The organism is Actinoplanes sp. NPDC048796 (assembly GCF_040650035.1).
Lineage (GTDB): Bacteria > Actinomycetota > Actinomycetes > Mycobacteriales > Micromonosporaceae > Actinoplanes.
This window is the reverse complement of sequence record NZ_JBEZGO010000011.1, coordinates 205,859-223,156: the sequence shown is the minus strand read 5'-3', so window position 1 is coordinate 223,156 and position 17,298 is coordinate 205,859. Positions and strand designations below refer to the sequence as shown.

At 72.5% G+C, this 17,298-nt stretch carries 14 protein-coding genes and 1 pseudogene; 7 read left to right on the top strand and 8 right to left on the bottom strand.

Going from position 1 to position 17,298, the window contains the following annotated elements; all coding sequences use genetic code 11:
* Positions 1-48: 48 nt before the first annotated feature.
* From AB0C26_RS35180 to AB0C26_RS35170, 3 genes are all read left to right on the top strand, one after another.
* Positions 49-1,722 (top strand): ABC transporter ATP-binding protein, encoded by a 1,674-nt coding sequence (locus AB0C26_RS35180; RefSeq protein WP_360256499.1) that lies wholly within the window; start codon positions 49-51, stop codon positions 1,720-1,722.
* The gene (locus AB0C26_RS35175; protein WP_360256496.1) at positions 1,719-3,440 is read left to right on the top strand and encodes an ABC transporter ATP-binding protein; all 1,722 of its coding nucleotides are present in this window, start codon (positions 1,719-1,721) and stop codon (positions 3,438-3,440) included. Before AB0C26_RS35180 ends, AB0C26_RS35175 begins: the two co-directional genes overlap by 4 nt.
* 93 nt (positions 3,441-3,533) lie before the next feature.
* A complete protein-coding gene (locus tag AB0C26_RS35170) occupies positions 3,534-4,871 on the top strand; it encodes a trypsin-like peptidase domain-containing protein (protein ID WP_360256494.1) in 1,338 nt (445 codons plus the stop codon).
* Positions 4,872-4,892: 21 nt separating this feature from the next.
* On the opposite strand, the gene AB0C26_RS35165 is transcribed toward AB0C26_RS35170, so the two are convergent.
* Positions 4,893-6,026, bottom strand: coding sequence for a glutamate--cysteine ligase (locus AB0C26_RS35165; RefSeq protein WP_360256492.1), 1,134 nt, complete (start codon positions 6,024-6,026; stop codon positions 4,893-4,895).
* 228 nt (positions 6,027-6,254) lie between these two features.
* On the opposite strand from AB0C26_RS35165, the gene AB0C26_RS35160 reads away from it, so the two are divergent.
* A complete protein-coding gene (locus AB0C26_RS35160) occupies positions 6,255-7,808 on the top strand; it encodes a lysyl oxidase family protein (RefSeq protein ID WP_360256490.1) in 1,554 nt (517 codons plus the stop codon).
* Here the strand turns inward: AB0C26_RS35160 and AB0C26_RS35155 are convergent.
* Positions 7,798-8,727, bottom strand: coding sequence for a hypothetical protein (locus tag AB0C26_RS35155; protein WP_360256487.1), 930 nt, complete (start codon positions 8,725-8,727; stop codon positions 7,798-7,800). The genes AB0C26_RS35160 and AB0C26_RS35155 overlap by 11 nt on opposite strands.
* 87 nt (positions 8,728-8,814) lie before the next feature.
* On the opposite strand from AB0C26_RS35155, the gene AB0C26_RS35150 reads away from it, so the two are divergent.
* The gene (locus AB0C26_RS35150) at positions 8,815-10,554 is read left to right on the top strand and encodes a GDSL-type esterase/lipase family protein (protein WP_360256485.1); all 1,740 of its coding nucleotides are present in this window, start codon (positions 8,815-8,817) and stop codon (positions 10,552-10,554) included.
* 49 nt (positions 10,555-10,603) lie between these two features.
* Entirely contained in the window at positions 10,604-10,990 is a 387-nt protein-coding gene (locus AB0C26_RS35145; RefSeq protein ID WP_360256483.1) for a VOC family protein, read from the top strand.
* Here the strand turns inward: AB0C26_RS35145 and AB0C26_RS35140 are convergent.
* Positions 10,979-11,644, bottom strand: coding sequence for a helix-turn-helix domain-containing protein (locus AB0C26_RS35140; protein WP_360256481.1), 666 nt, complete (start codon positions 11,642-11,644; stop codon positions 10,979-10,981). The two genes, AB0C26_RS35145 and AB0C26_RS35140, sit on opposite strands and share 12 nt — an antisense overlap.
* Positions 11,645-11,675: 31 nt before the next feature.
* A complete protein-coding gene (locus AB0C26_RS35135; protein ID WP_360256478.1) occupies positions 11,676-11,936 on the bottom strand; it encodes an SCO0607 family lipoprotein in 261 nt (86 codons plus the stop codon).
* A gap of 68 nt (positions 11,937-12,004) precedes the next feature.
* On the opposite strand from AB0C26_RS35135, the gene AB0C26_RS35130 reads away from it, so the two are divergent.
* On the top strand, positions 12,005-12,847 hold the full coding sequence (locus AB0C26_RS35130) for an alpha/beta fold hydrolase (RefSeq protein WP_360256476.1): 843 nt from the start codon (positions 12,005-12,007) through the stop codon (positions 12,845-12,847).
* Between the two features lie 515 nt (positions 12,848-13,362).
* Here AB0C26_RS35130 and AB0C26_RS35125 read toward each other — a convergent pair.
* The 4 genes and pseudogenes from AB0C26_RS35125 to AB0C26_RS35110 all read right to left on the bottom strand — a co-directional run bounded on the left by AB0C26_RS35125 (position 13,363) and on the right by AB0C26_RS35110 (position 17,294).
* A pseudogene (locus AB0C26_RS35125) lies at positions 13,363-14,197 on the bottom strand (winged helix DNA-binding domain-containing protein).
* Positions 14,198-14,365: 168 nt separating this feature from the next.
* Positions 14,366-15,724: an FAD-binding oxidoreductase gene (locus tag AB0C26_RS35120; RefSeq protein WP_360256473.1), complete on the bottom strand. Its 1,359-nt coding sequence runs from the start codon at positions 15,722-15,724 to the stop codon at positions 14,366-14,368.
* 11 nt (positions 15,725-15,735) lie between these two features.
* On the bottom strand, positions 15,736-16,503 hold the full coding sequence (locus AB0C26_RS35115; protein WP_360256471.1) for an oxidoreductase: 768 nt from the start codon (positions 16,501-16,503) through the stop codon (positions 15,736-15,738).
* Positions 16,503-17,294 (bottom strand): alpha/beta fold hydrolase, encoded by a 792-nt coding sequence (locus tag AB0C26_RS35110; protein WP_360256469.1) that lies wholly within the window; start codon positions 17,292-17,294, stop codon positions 16,503-16,505. Before AB0C26_RS35110 ends, AB0C26_RS35115 begins: the two co-directional genes overlap by 1 nt.
* Positions 17,295-17,298: the final 4 nt, after the last annotated feature.

Genomic DNA, 17,298 nt, shown 5'->3' with positions numbered 1-17,298 from the left:
GGCTCTTAGGCTAGCCTTACTTGATCTTTTGAGTAGGGAGCTCGGCGGTTGTCCAGAAAAGCGAAGCCCGGCACGGCGATCCTGCGCCGGGCGGTCGTCCGCAACGGCAAGCGGCTCTGGACCGGTACCGCCCTGGCCGGGCTGTACCAGCTGTGCGCGGCGCTCGTGCCGGTGCTGATCGGGGTCATCGTCGACCGGGCGGTCGGCCGGGGCGACTGGGCGGCCCTGGCCACCTGGATCGGGGTTCTGGCCCTGGTCTATCTCGTGCTGGCGCTCTCCTACCGCTTCGGCGCGCGCAACCTTCAGCGGGCCATCGCCGAGGAGAGCCACCAGCTGCGGGTCGAGGTCGCCGCCAAGATTCTGCACCCGCGCGGGCTGCGGACCGACCAGCGCTCCGGCGACCTGCTCACCGTCACCACCACCGACGCCGAGTACACGTCCTACTTCCTCGACCACATCCCGCGGATCACCAGCGCCTTCGTCGCGGCCGCGGTCAGCGCCGTCACCCTGCTCGTGATCTCGCTACCGCTCGGGCTGATCGTGCTCGTCGCGACGCCGATCGTGCTGGCCACCCTCAACCTCACCGCGCCGCTGATCGCGCGCCGCGTCGCCGACCAGCAGGATCAGGCCGGCAAGGCCACCTCGCTCGCCACCGACCTGGTCACCGGTCTGCGCCCGCTGCGCGGCATCGAGGGGCAGGACGCCGCCGCCGAGCGCTACCGGGTCGTCAGCCGCCGGTCGCTGGCCGCCACCGTGCGCGCCTCCCGCACCCAGAACGCGTATCAGGGCGCCTCTTCGCTGCTCAGCATGCTGCTGACCGGCGGCGTCGCGATCACCGCGGGCTGGTTCGCGCTGACCGGCCGGATCACCATCGGCCAGTTCATCACCGTGATCGGTTCGGCCCAGTTCCTCATCGAGCCGTTCGGGGTGCTCGCCGTGGTGCCGAGCTGGGTGGCCACGGCCCGGGCGTCGGCCGACCGGGTCGCCGCGGTCACCGGGGCCGGGCACATTCTGCGGGAAGGGACCAAGACCGTTTCCGGTACGCCGTACGAGCTGCGCCTGGACGACGTCTCCCACGGACCCCTCTCCGGCCTCGACCTGCACGTCCGGTCCGGTGAGTTCGTCGGGGTGGTCGCCCATCGGCCCGCCGACGCGGAGGCCCTGGTGCGCCTGCTGGCCGTGCCCGAGGCGTACGACGGCGCCATTCTCCTGAACGGTGAGCGCCTGGAGACGGTGGACCGGGACGAGGCGCGGCGCCTGCTGCACGTCGAGCCGCACCAGACCGACCTGTTCACGGGCACGCTGGCCGCGAACATCGACCTGCGCGGCGGCGGGCGCCTCGACGACGCTCTGCGGGCGGCCTCGGTCGACTTCCACGAGGAGGGCCTCGACGCGGAGGTCACCGAGCGTGGCACCAACCTGTCCGGCGGCCAGCGTCAGCGTCTCGCCCTGGCTCGCGCGCTGCACGCCCGGCCACCGCTGCTCGTGCTGCACCATCCGACGACAGCGGTGGACGCCGTGACCGAGCAGGGCATCGCCGACGGCATCCGCGAGCTGCGGGACGGGCCCGGTTTCGCCACCGTGGTCGTCACCAGCAGCCCGGCCCTGCTGGCCGCGGCCGACCGGGTCGTCGTCATCGGCGACGGCACGGTCACCGCCGAGGGACGGCACGCCGACCTGAGCGTGCGCGACGAGGACTACCGGCGGGCGGTCCTGCGATGATCCTCCCCGTCGCGAGCCCGCGCGAGAGCCGGGCCTGGCTCGGCCGCGAACTGCGCGCCCGCCTCGCCTCCTCGATCGCCGCCCTGCTCACCGGGTTGCTGGCCGCGGCCGCCTCGATCGCCCCCGCGTACGCGCTGGGCCTGCTGGTCGACCGCATCCGGGCCGGCGGCGACACCGGGGCGATAGTGCCGGTCGCCGTGGTCATCGTGACCGCGGCCGTGGTCGGCGGCGTCGCGACCGGGCTGGCCGGCTTCCTGATCGGCCGGCTCGGCTCCCGGATCCTGGCCGACCTGCGGGAGAGCACCGTCGCCACCGCGCTGCGGCTGCCCGCGCTGGTGCTCGACCGGGCCGGCCGCGGCGATCTGCTGTCCCGGGTCAGCGCGGACATCGCCGCCATCGACCGGGCCGTCAAGGAGGTCCTGCCCGGCATGATCTCGGCGGTTCTGCTGGCCGGGCTGACCCTGGTCGCGATGGCCGGCATCGACTGGCGGCTCGGCCTGGCCGGCGCGGTCGCGGTGCCGCTCTACGTGATCGCCCTGCGCTGGTATCTGCCGCGGGCGGCCCCGTCGTACGCCGAGGAGCGGGTGGCCATCGCCGCCCGCTCGCAGCTGTTCGTCGAGGGCATGCAGGGCCTGCCTACGGTGCACGCCTACCGCCTGGAGGACCGCCAGCTCGACGGCATCGCGGCCGCGTCCGGCCGGGCCCGGGACATCTCGATCACCGTGTTCGGCTTCTACACCCGCTTCGTGGGCCGCGTCAACCGGGCCGAACTGGCGGGGCTGGGCATGGTGCTGGTGGCGGGCTTCTTGCTCGTACGGGCCGATCTGGTGTCCGTGGGTGAGGTGTCCGCCGCCGCCTTGCTGTTCCACCGCCTGTTCGGCCCGATCACGCTGCTGATGGCCACCTTCGACCGGGCCCAGGACGCCGGCGCCAGCCTGGCCCGGCTGGTCGGCGTGCTCGGCATGGACATCGAACGCCGGACGGCGGTGACGGCGCCGGCGGGACGGGAACTCGCACTCGACGACGTCACCTTCGCCTACGCTTGCGACCCCGTCCTCAGCGGCGTCTCGCTGCGGGTGGGTCCGGGTGAGCGGGTGGCGCTGGTCGGCTCCACCGGCGCCGGCAAGACCACGGCGGCGTCGCTGGCCGCGGGCATCCTCAAACCTTCCCAGGGGTACGTCACGGTGGGCGGCGTCCCGGTGAGCGAGCTGCCGCCGCAGACCATCGCGATCGTCAGCCAGGAGACCCACGTGTTCGCCGGGCCGCTGAGCGAGGACCTGCGCCTGGCCCGCCCCGAAGCCACGGACGAGGAAGTCGCCGCGGCCCTGGACCGGGTGGGCGCCCTGACCTGGGCCCGGGAACTGCCGGACGGCCTGGACACGGTGGTCGGCGACGGCGGCCACCAGCTGACGGCCGCGCGGGCGCAGCAACTGGCCCTGGCCCGCGTGGTGCTGCAGGACCCACCGGTGGTGGTGCTGGACGAGGCGACGGCCGAGGCCGGGAGCGAGGGCGCGCGGGACCTGGAGCAGGCGGCGACGGCCACCCTGGAGGGCCGGACGGCGCTGCTGGTGGCGCACCGCCTCACCCAGGCCGCCTCGGCCGACCGCGTCATCGTCATGGAACACGGCAAAATCGTCGAGGACGGCCCGCACACCGATCTGGTGGCGGCGGGTGGCCGCTACGCGCAGCTCTGGGCGGCGTGGTCGAGCCGGGCCTGAACCTCCAAGCTTCGTCCAGCGACCGCACAGCGGGCCCATAGAGTTCCGCACTACACCGGAGGTGAACGAGGCTTCGCCCAGAGGGAGACTCCGGTGACCAACCCCCACCCGCCCATCGGATGGCAGCAGTACCAGCCCTATCAGCCCTACCCGCACCCGTCCCCGCCTCGCCGCCGGGCGAACCACCGGCTGGCGTTGGCGATCGGCGGCGGTGTGGCCGCCCTCGTCGTGGCCGCCGGCGGCGGATTCGCGGCGGGCTGGTCCGCCCACCCGTCCTCCTCGGCGTCCCCCGTGCTTCCGTTCACGCCCGGAACCGACTCACCGTCCGGCAACGGCGGCCTCGTATCGGGGGCGGACCCAGGCTCCGACCCGGGGTTCGGCTCCGGGGCGGACTCGGGGTCCGGTTTCGGGTCGGGATCCGGCTTCGGGGCCGGGTCCGGCTCGGGCGGGGATGCGACCGGTTCCGCTACGGCCGTGGGCGGCGCCACGTCCAGCCAGGTGGCCGCGGTCGCCGCGAAGGCCGACCCGGCGCTGGTCGACATCACCACGGTGCTGGGTGCCCAGAACGCCGAGGCCGCCGGCACCGGCATCGTGCTCACCGCGAACGGCGTCATCCTCACCAACAACCACGTGGTCGCCGGCGCCACCAGCATCACGGTCACCGACATCGGCAACGGCAAGAACTACCGGGCCGCCGTGGTCGGCTACGACCGCGGCGCCGACATCGCCGTACTCCAGCTCTCCAACGCTTCCGGCCTGGCCACCGCCACCCTGGCCTCGTCGGCGACCGTGCGGACCGGCGACCCGGTCGTGGCCATCGGCAACGCCGGCGGCACGGGAGGCACCCCGAGCGCGGTCGGCGGCGCCGTCACCGCCCTGGGCCAGTCGATCACCGCCTCCGACGAGTCGACCGGTTCCTCGGAGAAGCTGACCGGCCTCATCCAGGTGAACGCCGACATCGAGGCCGGCGACTCCGGCGGCCCGCTGCTGAACACGGCCGGCCAGGTGATCGGTGTCGACACCGCCGCCTCGGCCGGCTTCAGCTACCAGTCCTCGGGCCACGCCGGCTACGCCATCCCCATCGCCACCGCCGTCAAGCTGTCCGACCAGATCCGCGCGGGCCGGTCCTCGTCCACGGTCCATGTCGGCGCCACCGCCTACCTCGGCATCGAAACAACCGACAGCGCCAGCTACGCCACCACGGGCCCCGCAGTCCTGGGCGTCGTCGCCGCTTCCCCCGCCGCCACCGCCGGCCTGACCCGAGGCGACGTGATCACCTCGGTGGCCGGCACCAGGGTGGCCTCGGCCACCGCCTTGACCACCGTGCTGGACCGCCACCACCCCCACGACAAGGTCAAGCTCACCTGGACCGACGTCTCCGGTCAGTCCCACACCGCCACCGTCACCCTGGCCACCGGCCCCGTCGGCTGACCGGCGCCGATCCTCGGGCGGTCACCTCGGACAACCCTCGCGCAGCTCGCGGATCAGGGACGAGACGACCGCCTTGAGGCTGCCGTCGTTCGCGTCGGCCACCCGGAGCTGGCGCTGGTAGCTGGCGCCGCCGGCGACTATGTCGCGCAGTTTGGCCAGTTCGGCCGTGCAGCCGAGGGATTCCGCGATCGGCGCCAGGGCCGGCAGCAGTTCCTCCAGGTCCTTGGTGACCAGCAGCTCGTCGCCGGCGGCGTTCTGGATGATGATCGCCTCCATGCCGTAGCGGGCCGCCCGCCATTTGTTCTCGTGGACGAACCAGGGCTGGAGCCTCGGCACCTCACGGCCGGCGTCGAGTTCGGCCGAGAAGTGCTCGACCAGGCACTGCGTCAGGGCGGCGATGGCGCCGATCTCCCAGGCGGTGGAGATGCCGTCGAACGTACGGACCTCGATCGTGCCCCACGCCGGCGAGGGGCGGATGTCCCAGCGCAGCTCGTTCAGCTCCGCGATGACACCGGTGTGCGTCAGGTCGGCCACCAGTTGCTCGTACGCCGGCCAATCGGTCAGTTGCGGCGGCAGCCCGGCCGTCGGCAGTTGCTGGAACATCAGCGCCCGGTTGGACGCGTAACCGGTCCGCTCGCCCGCCCAGAACGGGCTCGACGCGCTCAGCGCCTGGAAGTGCGGCAGATAGGTGAGCAGGCCGTCGATGATGGGCAGCACCTTGCGGCGGTCCTCCACGGCGACGTGCACGTGCACGCCCCAGATCATCATCTGCCGCCCCCACCAGCGGGTACGGTCGATGAGAGTGTCGTACCGGGGCTTGCCCGGCGTCACCTGCTGCTGGAACCACTGACTGAACGGATGGGTCCCGGACGAGATCAGGTCGACGCCCATCGGCTCGGCCAGGTCGCTGACCCGCTGGGCGAGCCGGGTGAGGTCGTCCACGGCGTCACGGGCGCGCCGGTGCGGCGCGCTGACGATCTCGACGGTGTTGGTGAGCAGTTCGCTCGTGACGTGCGGAAAGCCGTCCGCCACACCGATCGCGGCCAGGAGTTCGGGCGCGGCGGGGGCGAGCTCCCCGCTGCGCCGGTCCACACAGGCGATCTCCCACTCGATCCCTAGACGCGATCTGTCCGACCGGGCGAAGTCGATTCCCATTCCCACACTGTACGTAGTCAGGTCTGGCCACAGCGTCACGACGACGGAGACCAGGAGGGTTATCGATGTCTGCCACAGCGACCCCTGTCCGCGCATCTGACTTTCGGCCGAACGACCACCTCGGCCGAAAGAGATAAATCGCGCCAACCTCACAGGATCCTCACAGCTGTCCTCTTTGGATGTTCGGAGCGACCGCCGCACCGGCGGGCGCCCGACCGGAAGGACCCCATGACCGATCCGATCAAGCACCGCCGGCGATCCCGCGTCATCAGGTACGGCGCGGTGGCGACGACCCTCGCGCTGACCGCCACCGGCGTGGGCGTGGCCCAGGCCGCGGCCGCCCCTCCCCCGGTGTCGTTCGTCGCCGCCACCGGGCACGTGACGGCCGAGCGCTACGACTACGACGGCGAGAAGTACTTCGACTTCGACCTGGGCCTGCACGTCATCGCCGGCAAGGACCCGCTGGAGATCTGGGCCCGCCGCGCCGGCTACGACAAGCCGATCGTGGCCGAGCGGACCGTGGTCCAGAACGGCAAGAAGAAGAAGGTGGCGCTGCCGGCCGGCCTGGTCACCGACTTCAACGGCCTGAAGGACTTCACCACGATCACCATCACCGACTCGGCCGGGGCCGTGGTGACCGAGTACAAGACGCCGTTCTGCGGCAACAGCTGGGTGTCGGCGCGGACCCGGCCGGACGCCCCGGCCACCAACCCGTACCCGACCGGCTGCGGCGGCTACAACCCGTTCACGCTGGGCGCGGTCTGGGGTGTGCAGGCCGGCTGGGACGCCGCGGTCACCGACCAGCCGCAGACCGAGGCCTTCGACCTGCCGGTCGGCGAGTACACCGCCACGGCCAAGGTGAACCCGGCGTACGTCTCGCTGCTCGGCATCCCGGCCGACCAGAGCACCGCCAAGGTCGACGTGACAGTGGTCGACGCCGAGACCGACAAGGGTGGCCTGGCCCGGCTCAAGGCCTCCGAGGCGCCGGCCGCGCCGAGCGCGGAGGACGAGCACGCCGAGGCGGGGCCGCAGGTCTCCACGTACGTGCCGGAGCTGCGCGCGCCGGCCAAGCGGCCCACGCCGCTGAAGGCCGCGCCCAGCGGCGGCCCCCGGCCCGACCTGCGGTCGCTGCCGGCCTGGGACATCGCCCTGTCCACCGAGGAGGGCAAGGACTACGTCAACTTCGGCGCGACGGTGTGGAACGCGGGCACGTCACCGCTGCTGGTCGACGGCTTCCGCCGTACCGGAACCGAGCTGATGGACGCCTACCAGTACTTCTTCGACGCCAAGGGCAACCAGGTGGGCAGCCGCCCGGCCGGCACCATGGAGTGGGATCCGCGCGAGGGGCACAAGCACTGGCACTTCACCGACTTCGCGCAGTACAACCTGCTCGACTCGAGCCAGAAGCTCGCGGTGCGCAGCGGCAAGGAGGCGTTCTGCCTGGCCAACACCGACGCCGTCGACTACACCATCGCGAACGCGAAGTGGCGCCCGGAGAACACCGACCTGTCCACCTCGTGCGGCGCCAACACCGTCGTCGCCGTCCGTGAGGTTCTCGACATCGGCAACGGCGACACGTACAGCCAGTACCGCCCGGGCCAGTCGTTCGAGATCACCGATCTGCCCAACGGCACCTACTACATCCAGGTGCTGGCCAACCCGGCGAAGAAGCTGGCCGAGCTGGACACCACGAACAACTCCGCCCTGCGCCAGATCATCCTGGGCGGCACCCCCGGCAACCGCACCCTGACGGTTCCGCCGGTGCACGGCATCACCGGCTGATCCCGGCCCTCGTCTCGCGGGCGTGGTCGAGCTCCCACACGCCCAGCCGGGCGAGCAGCGCGAGGGCCCGGGGCCGAACCGGCGCCGCCGGGTCCTCGCGTGGGTCGGCGAGATCGGGGCGGGCCGCCAGCGCCGCCGCGAGGGCGCCGGCGGACGACGGCGAGCGCATGAGTTCGACGGCCGGTCCCCGCTCCGGGTAGCTGTCGGCGATAGCGCCGACTCCGGGCGGCGGGGTGGCGCCGACGGTCGCGGCCAGGGCGCCCAGCAGGAAGTCGGTCAGCTCGCAGCGGCCGGCGGGCAGGCCGGGCAGCACTCGCGCCACCTCGGCGCCGGCGCTGCCCGGGCTGTCCACGGCCATCTGGAGCAGCAGGGTGAGGGCGTCCGCGGCGTACCGGTCGGGGACGCCCTCGGTCGCGACCAGCTCGGCCAGCGCCGGCACGGCCGCGGTGATGGTCAGGGCGCCGCCGGCCACGGCCTCGAACAACGCGTCGGCCCGCCGGAATCCGCGTTTCGGGGCCGGCCGGCAGCGCAGCCCTGGGGGCGGCACGACCTCCGGAACGACCGAGACCGGCAGGGCGGCCCGGATCGCTTCCGACTCCTCCTGGGTCATCTCGTGCACCCGGCCGTCCTGCGGGAAGATCCGCAGCGTCATCGGCGAGGCGCCCCACGAGCCCGTGGACGAGCCGCCGTGGAGCCGGGCGATCGCGGCCACCGCCGCGATCTCGTCCCTCGGCTGAACCGGCGGGCCCTCGGACGGAGGCTCCTGCAGCACGGAGAGGGCATTCCAGCCGGTGTCCGGCTCGGGCTGGCGGCGCACCGCCACGAAGCGGTGCCCACGAGCCGCGAGCAGCTCGGCGGCCGCCCGCGCCGAAGCCTCGTCCGGCACGGTGACGGTGTAGGTCTGGGTATAGACGCGCATCTTGGCCGGAACCCTATCCCATTGATTGACATCGATGAGTTGCCGAGCGAGGATGCCTGGGAGCGCTCCCGGCGAAAGGGGACCGTCATGCGACGTCTGTGGATTCTCGCGACGGCGGTGCTGCTGGCCGTCACCGGCTGGGCGGTACCGGCCCGGGCGGCCGTCGACTCCAACATCAGCTTCGTCGGGCGCTGGAACAGGACCAACGCCTCGGCCTACGTGCCCTACTGGGCCGGCGCCTACCTGCGGGTCGGCTTCACCGGCCGGACGGTGAAGCTCAAGCAGCGCAACACCGTCGACCTGTGGGCGAGCATCGACGGCCGGCCGTTCACCGCCGTCAAGGGCTCCGGCACGATCAACCTGACGCCGACGGCCCTGGCCGCCGGCAACCACACGCTGATCGTCAGCTACCGGCAGGTGGCCGGCTCCTACACCGGCGACGCGGTGTTCCAGGGGCTGATCCTGGACGCCGGGGCCACCACGTTCAAGCCGCCCGCGCGGAGCCGGATGGTCGAGTTCATCGGCGACTCGATCACCGCGGGCACGACGAGCAGCCAACTGGCGGTGACCGGCTACGGCTTCAAGACCGGCGAGAAGCTCGGCTACGACCACAGCCAGATCGCCATCGGCGGCATGTGCCTGTCCGAGACCGCCGACGGCTGCTGGGCGCACGAGACCCGGTACTGGATGTCCAGCGGCGGCCAGGCCGGCACCGACGCCTGGGACTTCTCCCGCTACACGCCCGACACCGTCGTCATCAACCTGGGCACCAACGACAAGAGCCACGGCGTGAGCGGCGCCGACTTTCAGGCGAAATACACCACTTTCCTCAGCCGGCTGAGGGCGAGGTTCCCGTACGCGAAGCTTCTGGCCCTGCGCACTTTCATCGGCCGCTACGCCGCGGAGACCCAGGCGGCCGTACGGGCACGCACCGCCGCCGGCGACGCCAATGTGGCGTACGTGGACACCACCGGCTGGCTGCCCGCGGACGGTCTCAGCGACTCGGTGCACCCCAACGACAAGGGCCACCAGGCCATCACCGACCGGCTCGCCCCGATCATCGGCGCTTCCTCGTCGCTCTGCGCGACCGCCACCCCGGCCGTCGCCACCGCCCCCGCCGCCGCGGCGACCACCGTGTGGATGGCCGGCGACTCCACGATGATGAACGCCTCCGCGTGCCCGATCGGCTGGGGCAGCCAGCTCGCCTCGTACCTCACCTCGGAAGCCACCGTGCGCAACAGCGCCGTCGGTGGCCGCAGCATTCAGACCTGGCTGTACGAGGGCAACGTGACCGGCACGAAGAACGCGGCCGGCGAATGCGTGCTCAGCTCGACCTCCTACAGCTCACGGTGGACGGCCATGCTCGCCGGCTTCCAGCCCGGCGACCACCTGATCGTCCAGTTCGGCATCAACGACGGCACGTCGGCCTGCCCCCGGCACGTGGGCTCGGCGCGCTTCAAGGAGCTGCTCGGCGTGATGGCCTCGGCCGCGAAGGCCCGCGGCGTGAAACCGATCTTCGTGACTCCGGTCGCCGCCATCACCTGCAGCGGCGGTACGGCCGTGGGCAACCGGGGCTTCGTCACCGAGACGAAGGACGCGGCCGCCGCCAACGGCGTACCGGTGATCGACCTGCACGCGCGCAGCGTCGCCCTCTACAACACGCTGAAGCTGTGCCCCAACAACGGCGACTACACCACGGGCGCGGTCGGCGCCTTCTTCTGCAACGACCACACCCACTTCGAGGCGGCCGGGGCCAGACAGATCGCCGGTGTCATCGCCACCGCCCTGCGCGAGCAGAACCTCCCGCTCGCCGCCTACCTCAGGTGACGTCCGTTTTCTTCAAGACCTCACTTCCTTTCCGCCGTACGGTCGTCGCATGGCACCCACTTTCCAAGCGATCGGCCTGGCCGTGGCCGACATGGCAACCTCCCTGGCCTTCTACCGCCGCCTGGGCCTGGACTTCCCGCCCGGCGCCGAGAAGGAACCACACGTCGAGACGACAGTCGCGGGCGGCATCCGCCTCATGTGGGACACCCACGCCGCGCTGAAGTCCTTCGACCCGGACTACCGCCCCGGCGAGCCGTCCGGCGGCTGGGCGTTCCTCTGCGCCGACCCGGCCGAGGTCGACCGCGTCCACGCCGAACTCGTCGCGGCCGGCGCCACGTCGGTCAAGGCGCCCTGGGACGCGCCCTGGGGGCAGCGGTACGCCCAGGTCGCCGACCCCGACGGCAACGTGGTGGACCTGTTCGCCTCATCGCAGTAGGGCGCTCAGCGGCACGCCGGCCATCGCCCGCACCTCACGCGCCAGGTGGGCCTGGTCGGCGTAGCCGGCGTCGGCGGCCACGGCCGCGAACGCCGCCCCGCCCCGGGCCAGCGCCACCGCCCGTTGCAGCCGGAAGACCCGGTGCAGCGTCTTCGGCCCGTACCCGAAAGCGTGGTTGGCCCGCCGCTGGAGCTGCCGCGCGCTGAGCCCGCACCGCTCGGCCACCACACCGACCGGCACCCCGGCCCGGGCCGCACCGGCCACCGCGACCATCACCCGGTCGGCCCCCTGCCAGTGCCGCCACGCGGCCGCCGTCAGCGCGGCCAGCGGATCGTCCGCCTCGGCGACGGCCCGCACCTCGGCCGCCGGCCACAGGTCTTCCAACGGCACCTGCCGATCGACGACCTCGCAGGCCGGCACCCCGAGCACCCCCGCACCGGTGCCGGCGCCGAACCGCAACGCCACATGCCGCCGCCCCACCACCGGCATCCCGAGCTGGGCGGTCGTGTCGGGCCCGGCCACGAACACCGTGCCCTCCCGCCAGATCAGATCGAGACATCCGTCCGGCAGGATCCGCGTGGGCCCGTCGCGCGCCTCCGTCACACTGCGCCACGCGACGACGTACGGCAGCTCCGATTTCCACTCCTCGTACATGCCCCGACCTTGCCACGGGGGTACGACAGAATTACCGGATCTCGTTTCCCCGCTGGTCGAGCTTGTGCGACTCCCAGTAGCGGTCCCACTCGTCACCGACCTGCCGCGGCTGTTTGCCCTGCGGGAAGCGCACATACCCCTCGGGCACCGGGCCACCGTCCGGCACGCAGGCCCGCCCGGTGTAACTGTCCACGGCGGCCACCGGATACTCCCCCGAGCTGCAGATCGACTCCTCGAACGAGCATCCGGCCACGCCGGTCATCATCAAGGCCACCACCAGGAACCGTCTCATGCCGTGAAGTCTTGTCGCCCGCGGAAAAGCGTGCATGGGTACGCGTACTCAACCGCTATCGTGCCGCCATGGCCGACACACACGAGCGCTTCGTGGCCTCCGGGCCGCTGCGGATCTGGACCGAGCGGACCGGGGACCCCTCCCGGCCGGCCGTTCTCATGGTGATGGGGTCGGCCGCTCAGGGCATCAGCTGCCCCGACGAGCTGGTCGGCCGGCTCGTCGAGCGCGGGGCCCAGGTCATCCGGTTCGACCACCGGGACACCGGTCAGTCCAGCGTGATCGACTTCGACGCCCACCCGTACACCATCGGCGACATGGCCCGCGACTGCCTGGCCGTGCTGGACGGCTGGGACCTCCGCACGGCGCACGTGGCCGGGGCCTCCCTGGGCGGCATGATCGCGCAGTGGCTGGGCGTGCACGCGCCCGAGCGGATCCGATCCCTGACGGTGATCTCCAGCTCGCCGATGGGTCACGATCCCCGCGAGCCCACGGACGATCTGCCGCCGCCGACCGCGGAGTTCCGCGCACACCAGGCCCTCGGGCTGCCGCCGGGCGTGGAGTCCGACGTGGCCCTGTTCCGGGTCTTCAACGGTCCGGTCCGGCCGTTCGACGAGGCGGCCGCGCGGGCCATGCTGGAACTGGCCCTGTCCCGGGCGATCGACCCGGCGGCCGCGGCCAACCACCACCGGGCCGTCTGGCGGGACGACCCGAGCCTGGCCGCCCCACTGTCGTCGATCACCGCGCCCACCTCGGTCGTGCACGGCGATCAGGACCCGATCTACCCGCTCGGTCACGGCCGGGCCGTGGCCGCCGCCATCCCGGGCGCGGCGCTGCACGTCGTACCCGGAATGGGCCATGTCCTGACCTCCCCCGGCCTCCCCGAGGAGGTCGCCGACCTGATCCGGTTGTGACCCACCCGAGCACCGGCATCGGGTCCGGCGGCTCAGGACACCTGGGCCGGCTCGAGCGGCCGGCCGGGCATTCATCCCGTTCGCCGCGGCCAAACCGGCCGCAGTCCGGCCGAACGCGGCCGGCCCGGCTCCGGACATCACCTCGTCACCGACGCCCGCAGTGTCCCGTTGGCGACGGCGGTGACCGGCGGTGACCGCAACGATGTCATCCACAGCTCATCCCGCTGCTTCGCGCCATCCCGCTGATCCGCATTCAACGCGGACGGCCCCGCGGCCGGACCCTGAAGGTCCACGCCGACCACGGTTACGACCAGGACGGGGAGCGCGCCGGGGTCCGCGAACTCGGCACAACCCCGGCCCTCGTCCGCCGCGGCACCGAAAACTGCCCATGAGCTGGGCCGGCTTCGGGAGCAAGGCGGCGGGACCCAGTTCGACAACTCGCTGAAGAGACCGCCCAAGCGCCACCGGCAGACTGGCGCCGGCACGCGGTTCACCAAGCTGGCTGAACAGCGCAGTCAGTTGGCGCGCAGGAAAGCCGTCAGGCGGTCGGCCCCGTCGGTGAGGTCGGTTTGCTCGGCGCGGGTCAGGGGGCGCAGTGCGGTCGCGGTGACCGGGCCGGCGGGTGGGGCGGTCCAGGTGGCGGCGACGCGGCCGTCGATGAGGACGACCCGGGTGCCAGCGACCGAGAGGTTGCGATGGTCGTCGTCGATGATGCGGGTGCGGTCGTGGTAGCCGAGGATCGCGTTGTCGAAGGCCGGCAGGAAACGGACCGGGGCGGGTGTGCCCGGGTCGGGGCGGGGCGCGTCGGCCAGGTCGAGCAGGCGGCGGCCCCGGTCGTCGCGGAACTCGGTCAGCTCGTCGCGGAGGGCCGCCACCGACTCGGGGAGGCCAACCAGGCCGCACCACGCGCGCAGGTCGGCGGTGGCCGCGGGGCCGAAGGCGCGCAGGTAGCGGCGGATCAGGTTCGGGTCGGCCGGGCCGGGGGCCGCGTCGCCGGGAATGCAGCTGGACAGGGGCAGGTAGCGCACGCCGGTTGTGCTTCGCCAGACGCCGCGCGGTGGCAGCTGGACCGTGGGGAGCAGTGCCGTCAGCGCGGTCTCGCCCAGCATGCGGGGGGGTGACCGTGGGCCAGTGGGCGGCCAGCTCGCGGCCGGCCTCGCCGACCGAGCGGGGGCGGCCGTCGGCCAGCAGCGCCTCGGCCCGGGCGGCCAGCTCGTCCATGTCGACTTCGGACAGGTCGTGGCGGTACGCGCCGAGGACCCGCTGGCGCAGCAGGGCCTGATGCCGAGGACGCCACGCTCGGGCGTCCTCGGCGGTCACCAGGTGCACGGTGCGGCGCATGAGGTGCATCCGTACGACCGCTCGCTCCTGAAGCAGCCGCCAGAGCTCCGCCGGGTCGAAGGCGCTCAGGCCTGCGCCTGCAACCCGCCCAGGTGGGCCCCCGCGTCCCGCACCGGCATGCCGGTGCGCTCGAGCAGATGCTGATGGGCGAGCGTCGCCCGGTTGAGGGCCCCAGCCTTACCGAGACAGCGGCGGGATGTTGTGGTTGACGCGGAACAGATTGGCCGGGTCGTAGCGGCGCTTGATGCCTTGCAGGCGGGGATAGTCGGCCGGGGACCAGGCCAGGGCGGCGGTCTCCGGGGTGGCGTCGGGCGCGAACATGAAGTTCAGGTAGCGGCGGCCGGTGGACCACGGGGCCAGGGCGTCGATCAGCTGCTGCTCGTGGGCGTGCAGCGCCTCGGCGTCCGGTGGGCCGCCCGCCGCGACCAGGAACACGTTGTACAGGGTGTCGTCGCGGTTGCCGACCGCGTTGGGGACGGCGGGTGGCCGGGCCAGCGCGCCGCCCAGGTGCCTGATCTCGGCCAGGATCAGGGGGCCGGTCCGGCGCAGGATCTCGTCCACGGCTTCGGCCGGGAGGGCGCGGAGCAGGGCGCCGTGTTCATAGAGGGGCAACGGGTCGACCGGGTCATTGTGGACAGACGCGATTGCGGTGTACGGGAGTTCGGCCACCGCGTCGATGACCGGCTCGCCCAGGGCGCGGAAGGGCGCGATGAGCCGTTCACCCTCGGCCGGATCGCCCAGGTAGGTGATCCGCAGGTGGGCCACCGGGCGGTCAGGCAGCGGCTCGGGGACGAACGGCAGCGGCGGCAGATGCAGCAGGCCGACCGAGGCCGACATCTCCTCGGGCAGGTCGGCCGTCCACCGGCGGAACAGGTGCAGCACCTCGCCGGCGAGCTTGCCGGGGAAGAAGATGCCGCCGCCGTAGAAGGTGCGGATCGGGAACAGCCCGAACTCGAGGGCCGTCACGACCCCGAAGTTGCCCTTGCCGCCGCGTACCGCCCAGAACAGGTCCGGCTCGCTGTCGGCGGTCACCCGGCGCAGCTCACCGTCGGCGGTGACGATCTCCAGCGCGGTCACATGGTCGGCCGCGTAGCCGTGTTTGCGGCCGAAGGGCCCGAGGCCACCCCCGATGGTGTACGAAACCACGGTCACCGTCGGGGAGGAGCCGTTCAGGGCGGCCAGGCCGAGCTTGCCGGCCTGCTCGATGAGGTCGGCCCAGACGACGCCGGCCTCGACCCGGGCCGTGCGGGCCGGCTCGTCGATGGTCAGGCCGGTCAGGCGGCGGGTGGTGACGAGCACCGAGTCGGCCGACGGGACCGAGCTGCCGTGCCCGGCGCCCAGGACCGCGACCGGCAGGTTGAGGGCGGCCGCGTAGCGGACCGCCGCCTGGACGTCGGCCGCGTTCATGGCCCCGACCACGACGGCCGGCGTGTGCACGACCGTCAGGTTGTAGGTGTGCAGCTCGTTCGCGTAGCCGTCGTCGGAGGGGGTGAGGACCGGTCCGGTCACGCCGGCGCGCAGATCAGCGATGGTCACGCAGGGGTCCTTCACAGAGAGGCGGTCAGGCCGCCGTCGATGAGGATGTCGGCGCCGGTGACGTTCCCGGCCCGGCCACCGGCCAGCAGCAGCACCAGGTCGGCGACCTCCTCGGGCTGGGTGAAACGGCCGGTCGCGGTGCCGCTGACCGCGGCCTTCGCGACGTCCGACGGGGCCATGTCGCCGGCGCCGCCGACGGTCTCGGCCACGCCGCCGGCGCCGAGCCACAGGTCGGTCGCCACCGGGCCGGGGCTGATCGTGTTGACCCGGACGCCCTGGGGGCCGACCTCCTTGGACAGCGCCTTGGAGAAGTTGGCCAGGGCCGCCTTGGCCGCGCTGTAGTCGATGACCAGCGGGTCGGGCAGTGAGGCGTTGACCGAGCCGACGGTGACGATCGTGCCGTGGCGGTCGAGCAGGTAGGGCAGGGCCGCGCGGGTCACCCGTACGGCGGACAGGAAGTTGATCGTCAGGGCTTCCAGCCACTCGTCGTCGGTCACCGAGAGGAAGCCGCCGGTGCGGGGACGCACCCCGCCCACGTTGTTGACGAGGATGTCGAGGTGGCCGCCGAGCGCGGCCACGGCCGACTCGACCAGCGCCGCCGGACCGTCCGGGGTGCTCAGATCGGCGGTGATCGGGTGCACGCCGGGAGAAGGGGTGCTGTGGCGCGCTCCGGCCACGACGGTCGCGCCCTCGGCGGCCAGGGCCCGGACGATCGCCAGCCCGATGCCCTTGCTGGCCCCGGTGACCAGGGCGGTCTTGCCCTTCAGCGCCAGGTCCATCAGAGGCCCTGCTTCTTCAGCCAGGTGAGCGCGGTCTCGGCGACCTCGCCCCAGCCGGAGTCGATGGTCAGCGAGTGCGCCTTGTCCGGGAAGTCGATGATGTCGGTGACCGCGTGCGAGTGCCGGTACTGCTTGAGGGTGGCGCGGACGACGTTCTCGGGAACGGTGTGGTCCTTGCCGCCGGCCATCAGCAGCAGCGGGCCACGCGACTCGTTGGCGGTGTCCACCTTCGCCGGCGAGTGCGGGTTGAAGTTGGCCGTGGCCGCCTCGAAGAGCGGCTTGCCCGGCGCGGGGATCGACCACTGGTCGTACAGCCGCCGGGATTCCTCTTCGGTGATGGCGTTGCCGAACGCGTACCGGAACTGCTCGGCGGTCAGCGCGACGGCCTTGCCGCTGTTGGCCGGGTTGCCGAGCACGGGGAAGCTGGACCGCAGCGCGGACAGCGGCACCGGCAGCACGCCCTTGATCTGGGCGGCGTCGATGGCGACGGCGGCGGCTCCGAGGTCGAGGCCGAGCAGCTTCTGGGCGATCATGCCGCCGAACGAGTGCCCGATCAGAATCGGCTTCTCGGGCAGTGTGCCGATGACCTCGCTGTAGTGGGCGACGACGTCGTCGATGCCGTGCCCGGCCAGCGCGTCCGGGTTGGCGCGGGTCTCCTCGACGGTCGGCGCGTCGCCCGGCCAGCCGGGGGCGATCGGCTGGTAGCCGCGCTCGGTGAACAGGTCGATCCAGGGCTGCCACGAGGAGGAATGCAGCCACAGGCCATGGATGAAAACGACGGGAAGAGTCATGCCC

Excerpts from the sequence above, each read along its gene's own strand:
- AB0C26_RS35160 (WP_360256490.1), top strand. The coding sequence starts at position 6,255 with ATGACCGATCCGATCAAGCACCGCCGGCGATCCCGCGTCATCAGGTAC.
- AB0C26_RS35175 (WP_360256496.1), top strand. The coding sequence starts at position 1,719 with ATGATCCTCCCCGTCGCGAGCCCGCGCGAGAGCCGGGCCTGGCTCGGC.
- AB0C26_RS35155 (WP_360256487.1), bottom strand. The coding sequence starts at position 8,727 with ATGCGCGTCTATACCCAGACCTACACCGTCACCGTGCCGGACGAGGCT.
- AB0C26_RS35110 (WP_360256469.1), bottom strand. The coding sequence starts at position 17,294 with ATGACTCTTCCCGTCGTTTTCATCCATGGCCTGTGGCTGCATTCCTCC.
- AB0C26_RS35140 (WP_360256481.1), bottom strand. The coding sequence starts at position 11,644 with ATGTACGAGGAGTGGAAATCGGAGCTGCCGTACGTCGTCGCGTGGCGC.
- AB0C26_RS35135 (WP_360256478.1), bottom strand. The coding sequence starts at position 11,936 with ATGAGACGGTTCCTGGTGGTGGCCTTGATGATGACCGGCGTGGCCGGA.
- AB0C26_RS35165 (WP_360256492.1), bottom strand. The coding sequence starts at position 6,026 with ATGGGAATCGACTTCGCCCGGTCGGACAGATCGCGTCTAGGGATCGAG.
- AB0C26_RS35145 (WP_360256483.1), top strand. The coding sequence starts at position 10,604 with ATGGCACCCACTTTCCAAGCGATCGGCCTGGCCGTGGCCGACATGGCA.
- AB0C26_RS35130 (WP_360256476.1), top strand. The coding sequence starts at position 12,005 with ATGGCCGACACACACGAGCGCTTCGTGGCCTCCGGGCCGCTGCGGATC.
- AB0C26_RS35150 (WP_360256485.1), top strand. The coding sequence starts at position 8,815 with ATGCGACGTCTGTGGATTCTCGCGACGGCGGTGCTGCTGGCCGTCACC.
- AB0C26_RS35115 (WP_360256471.1), bottom strand. The coding sequence starts at position 16,503 with ATGGACCTGGCGCTGAAGGGCAAGACCGCCCTGGTCACCGGGGCCAGC.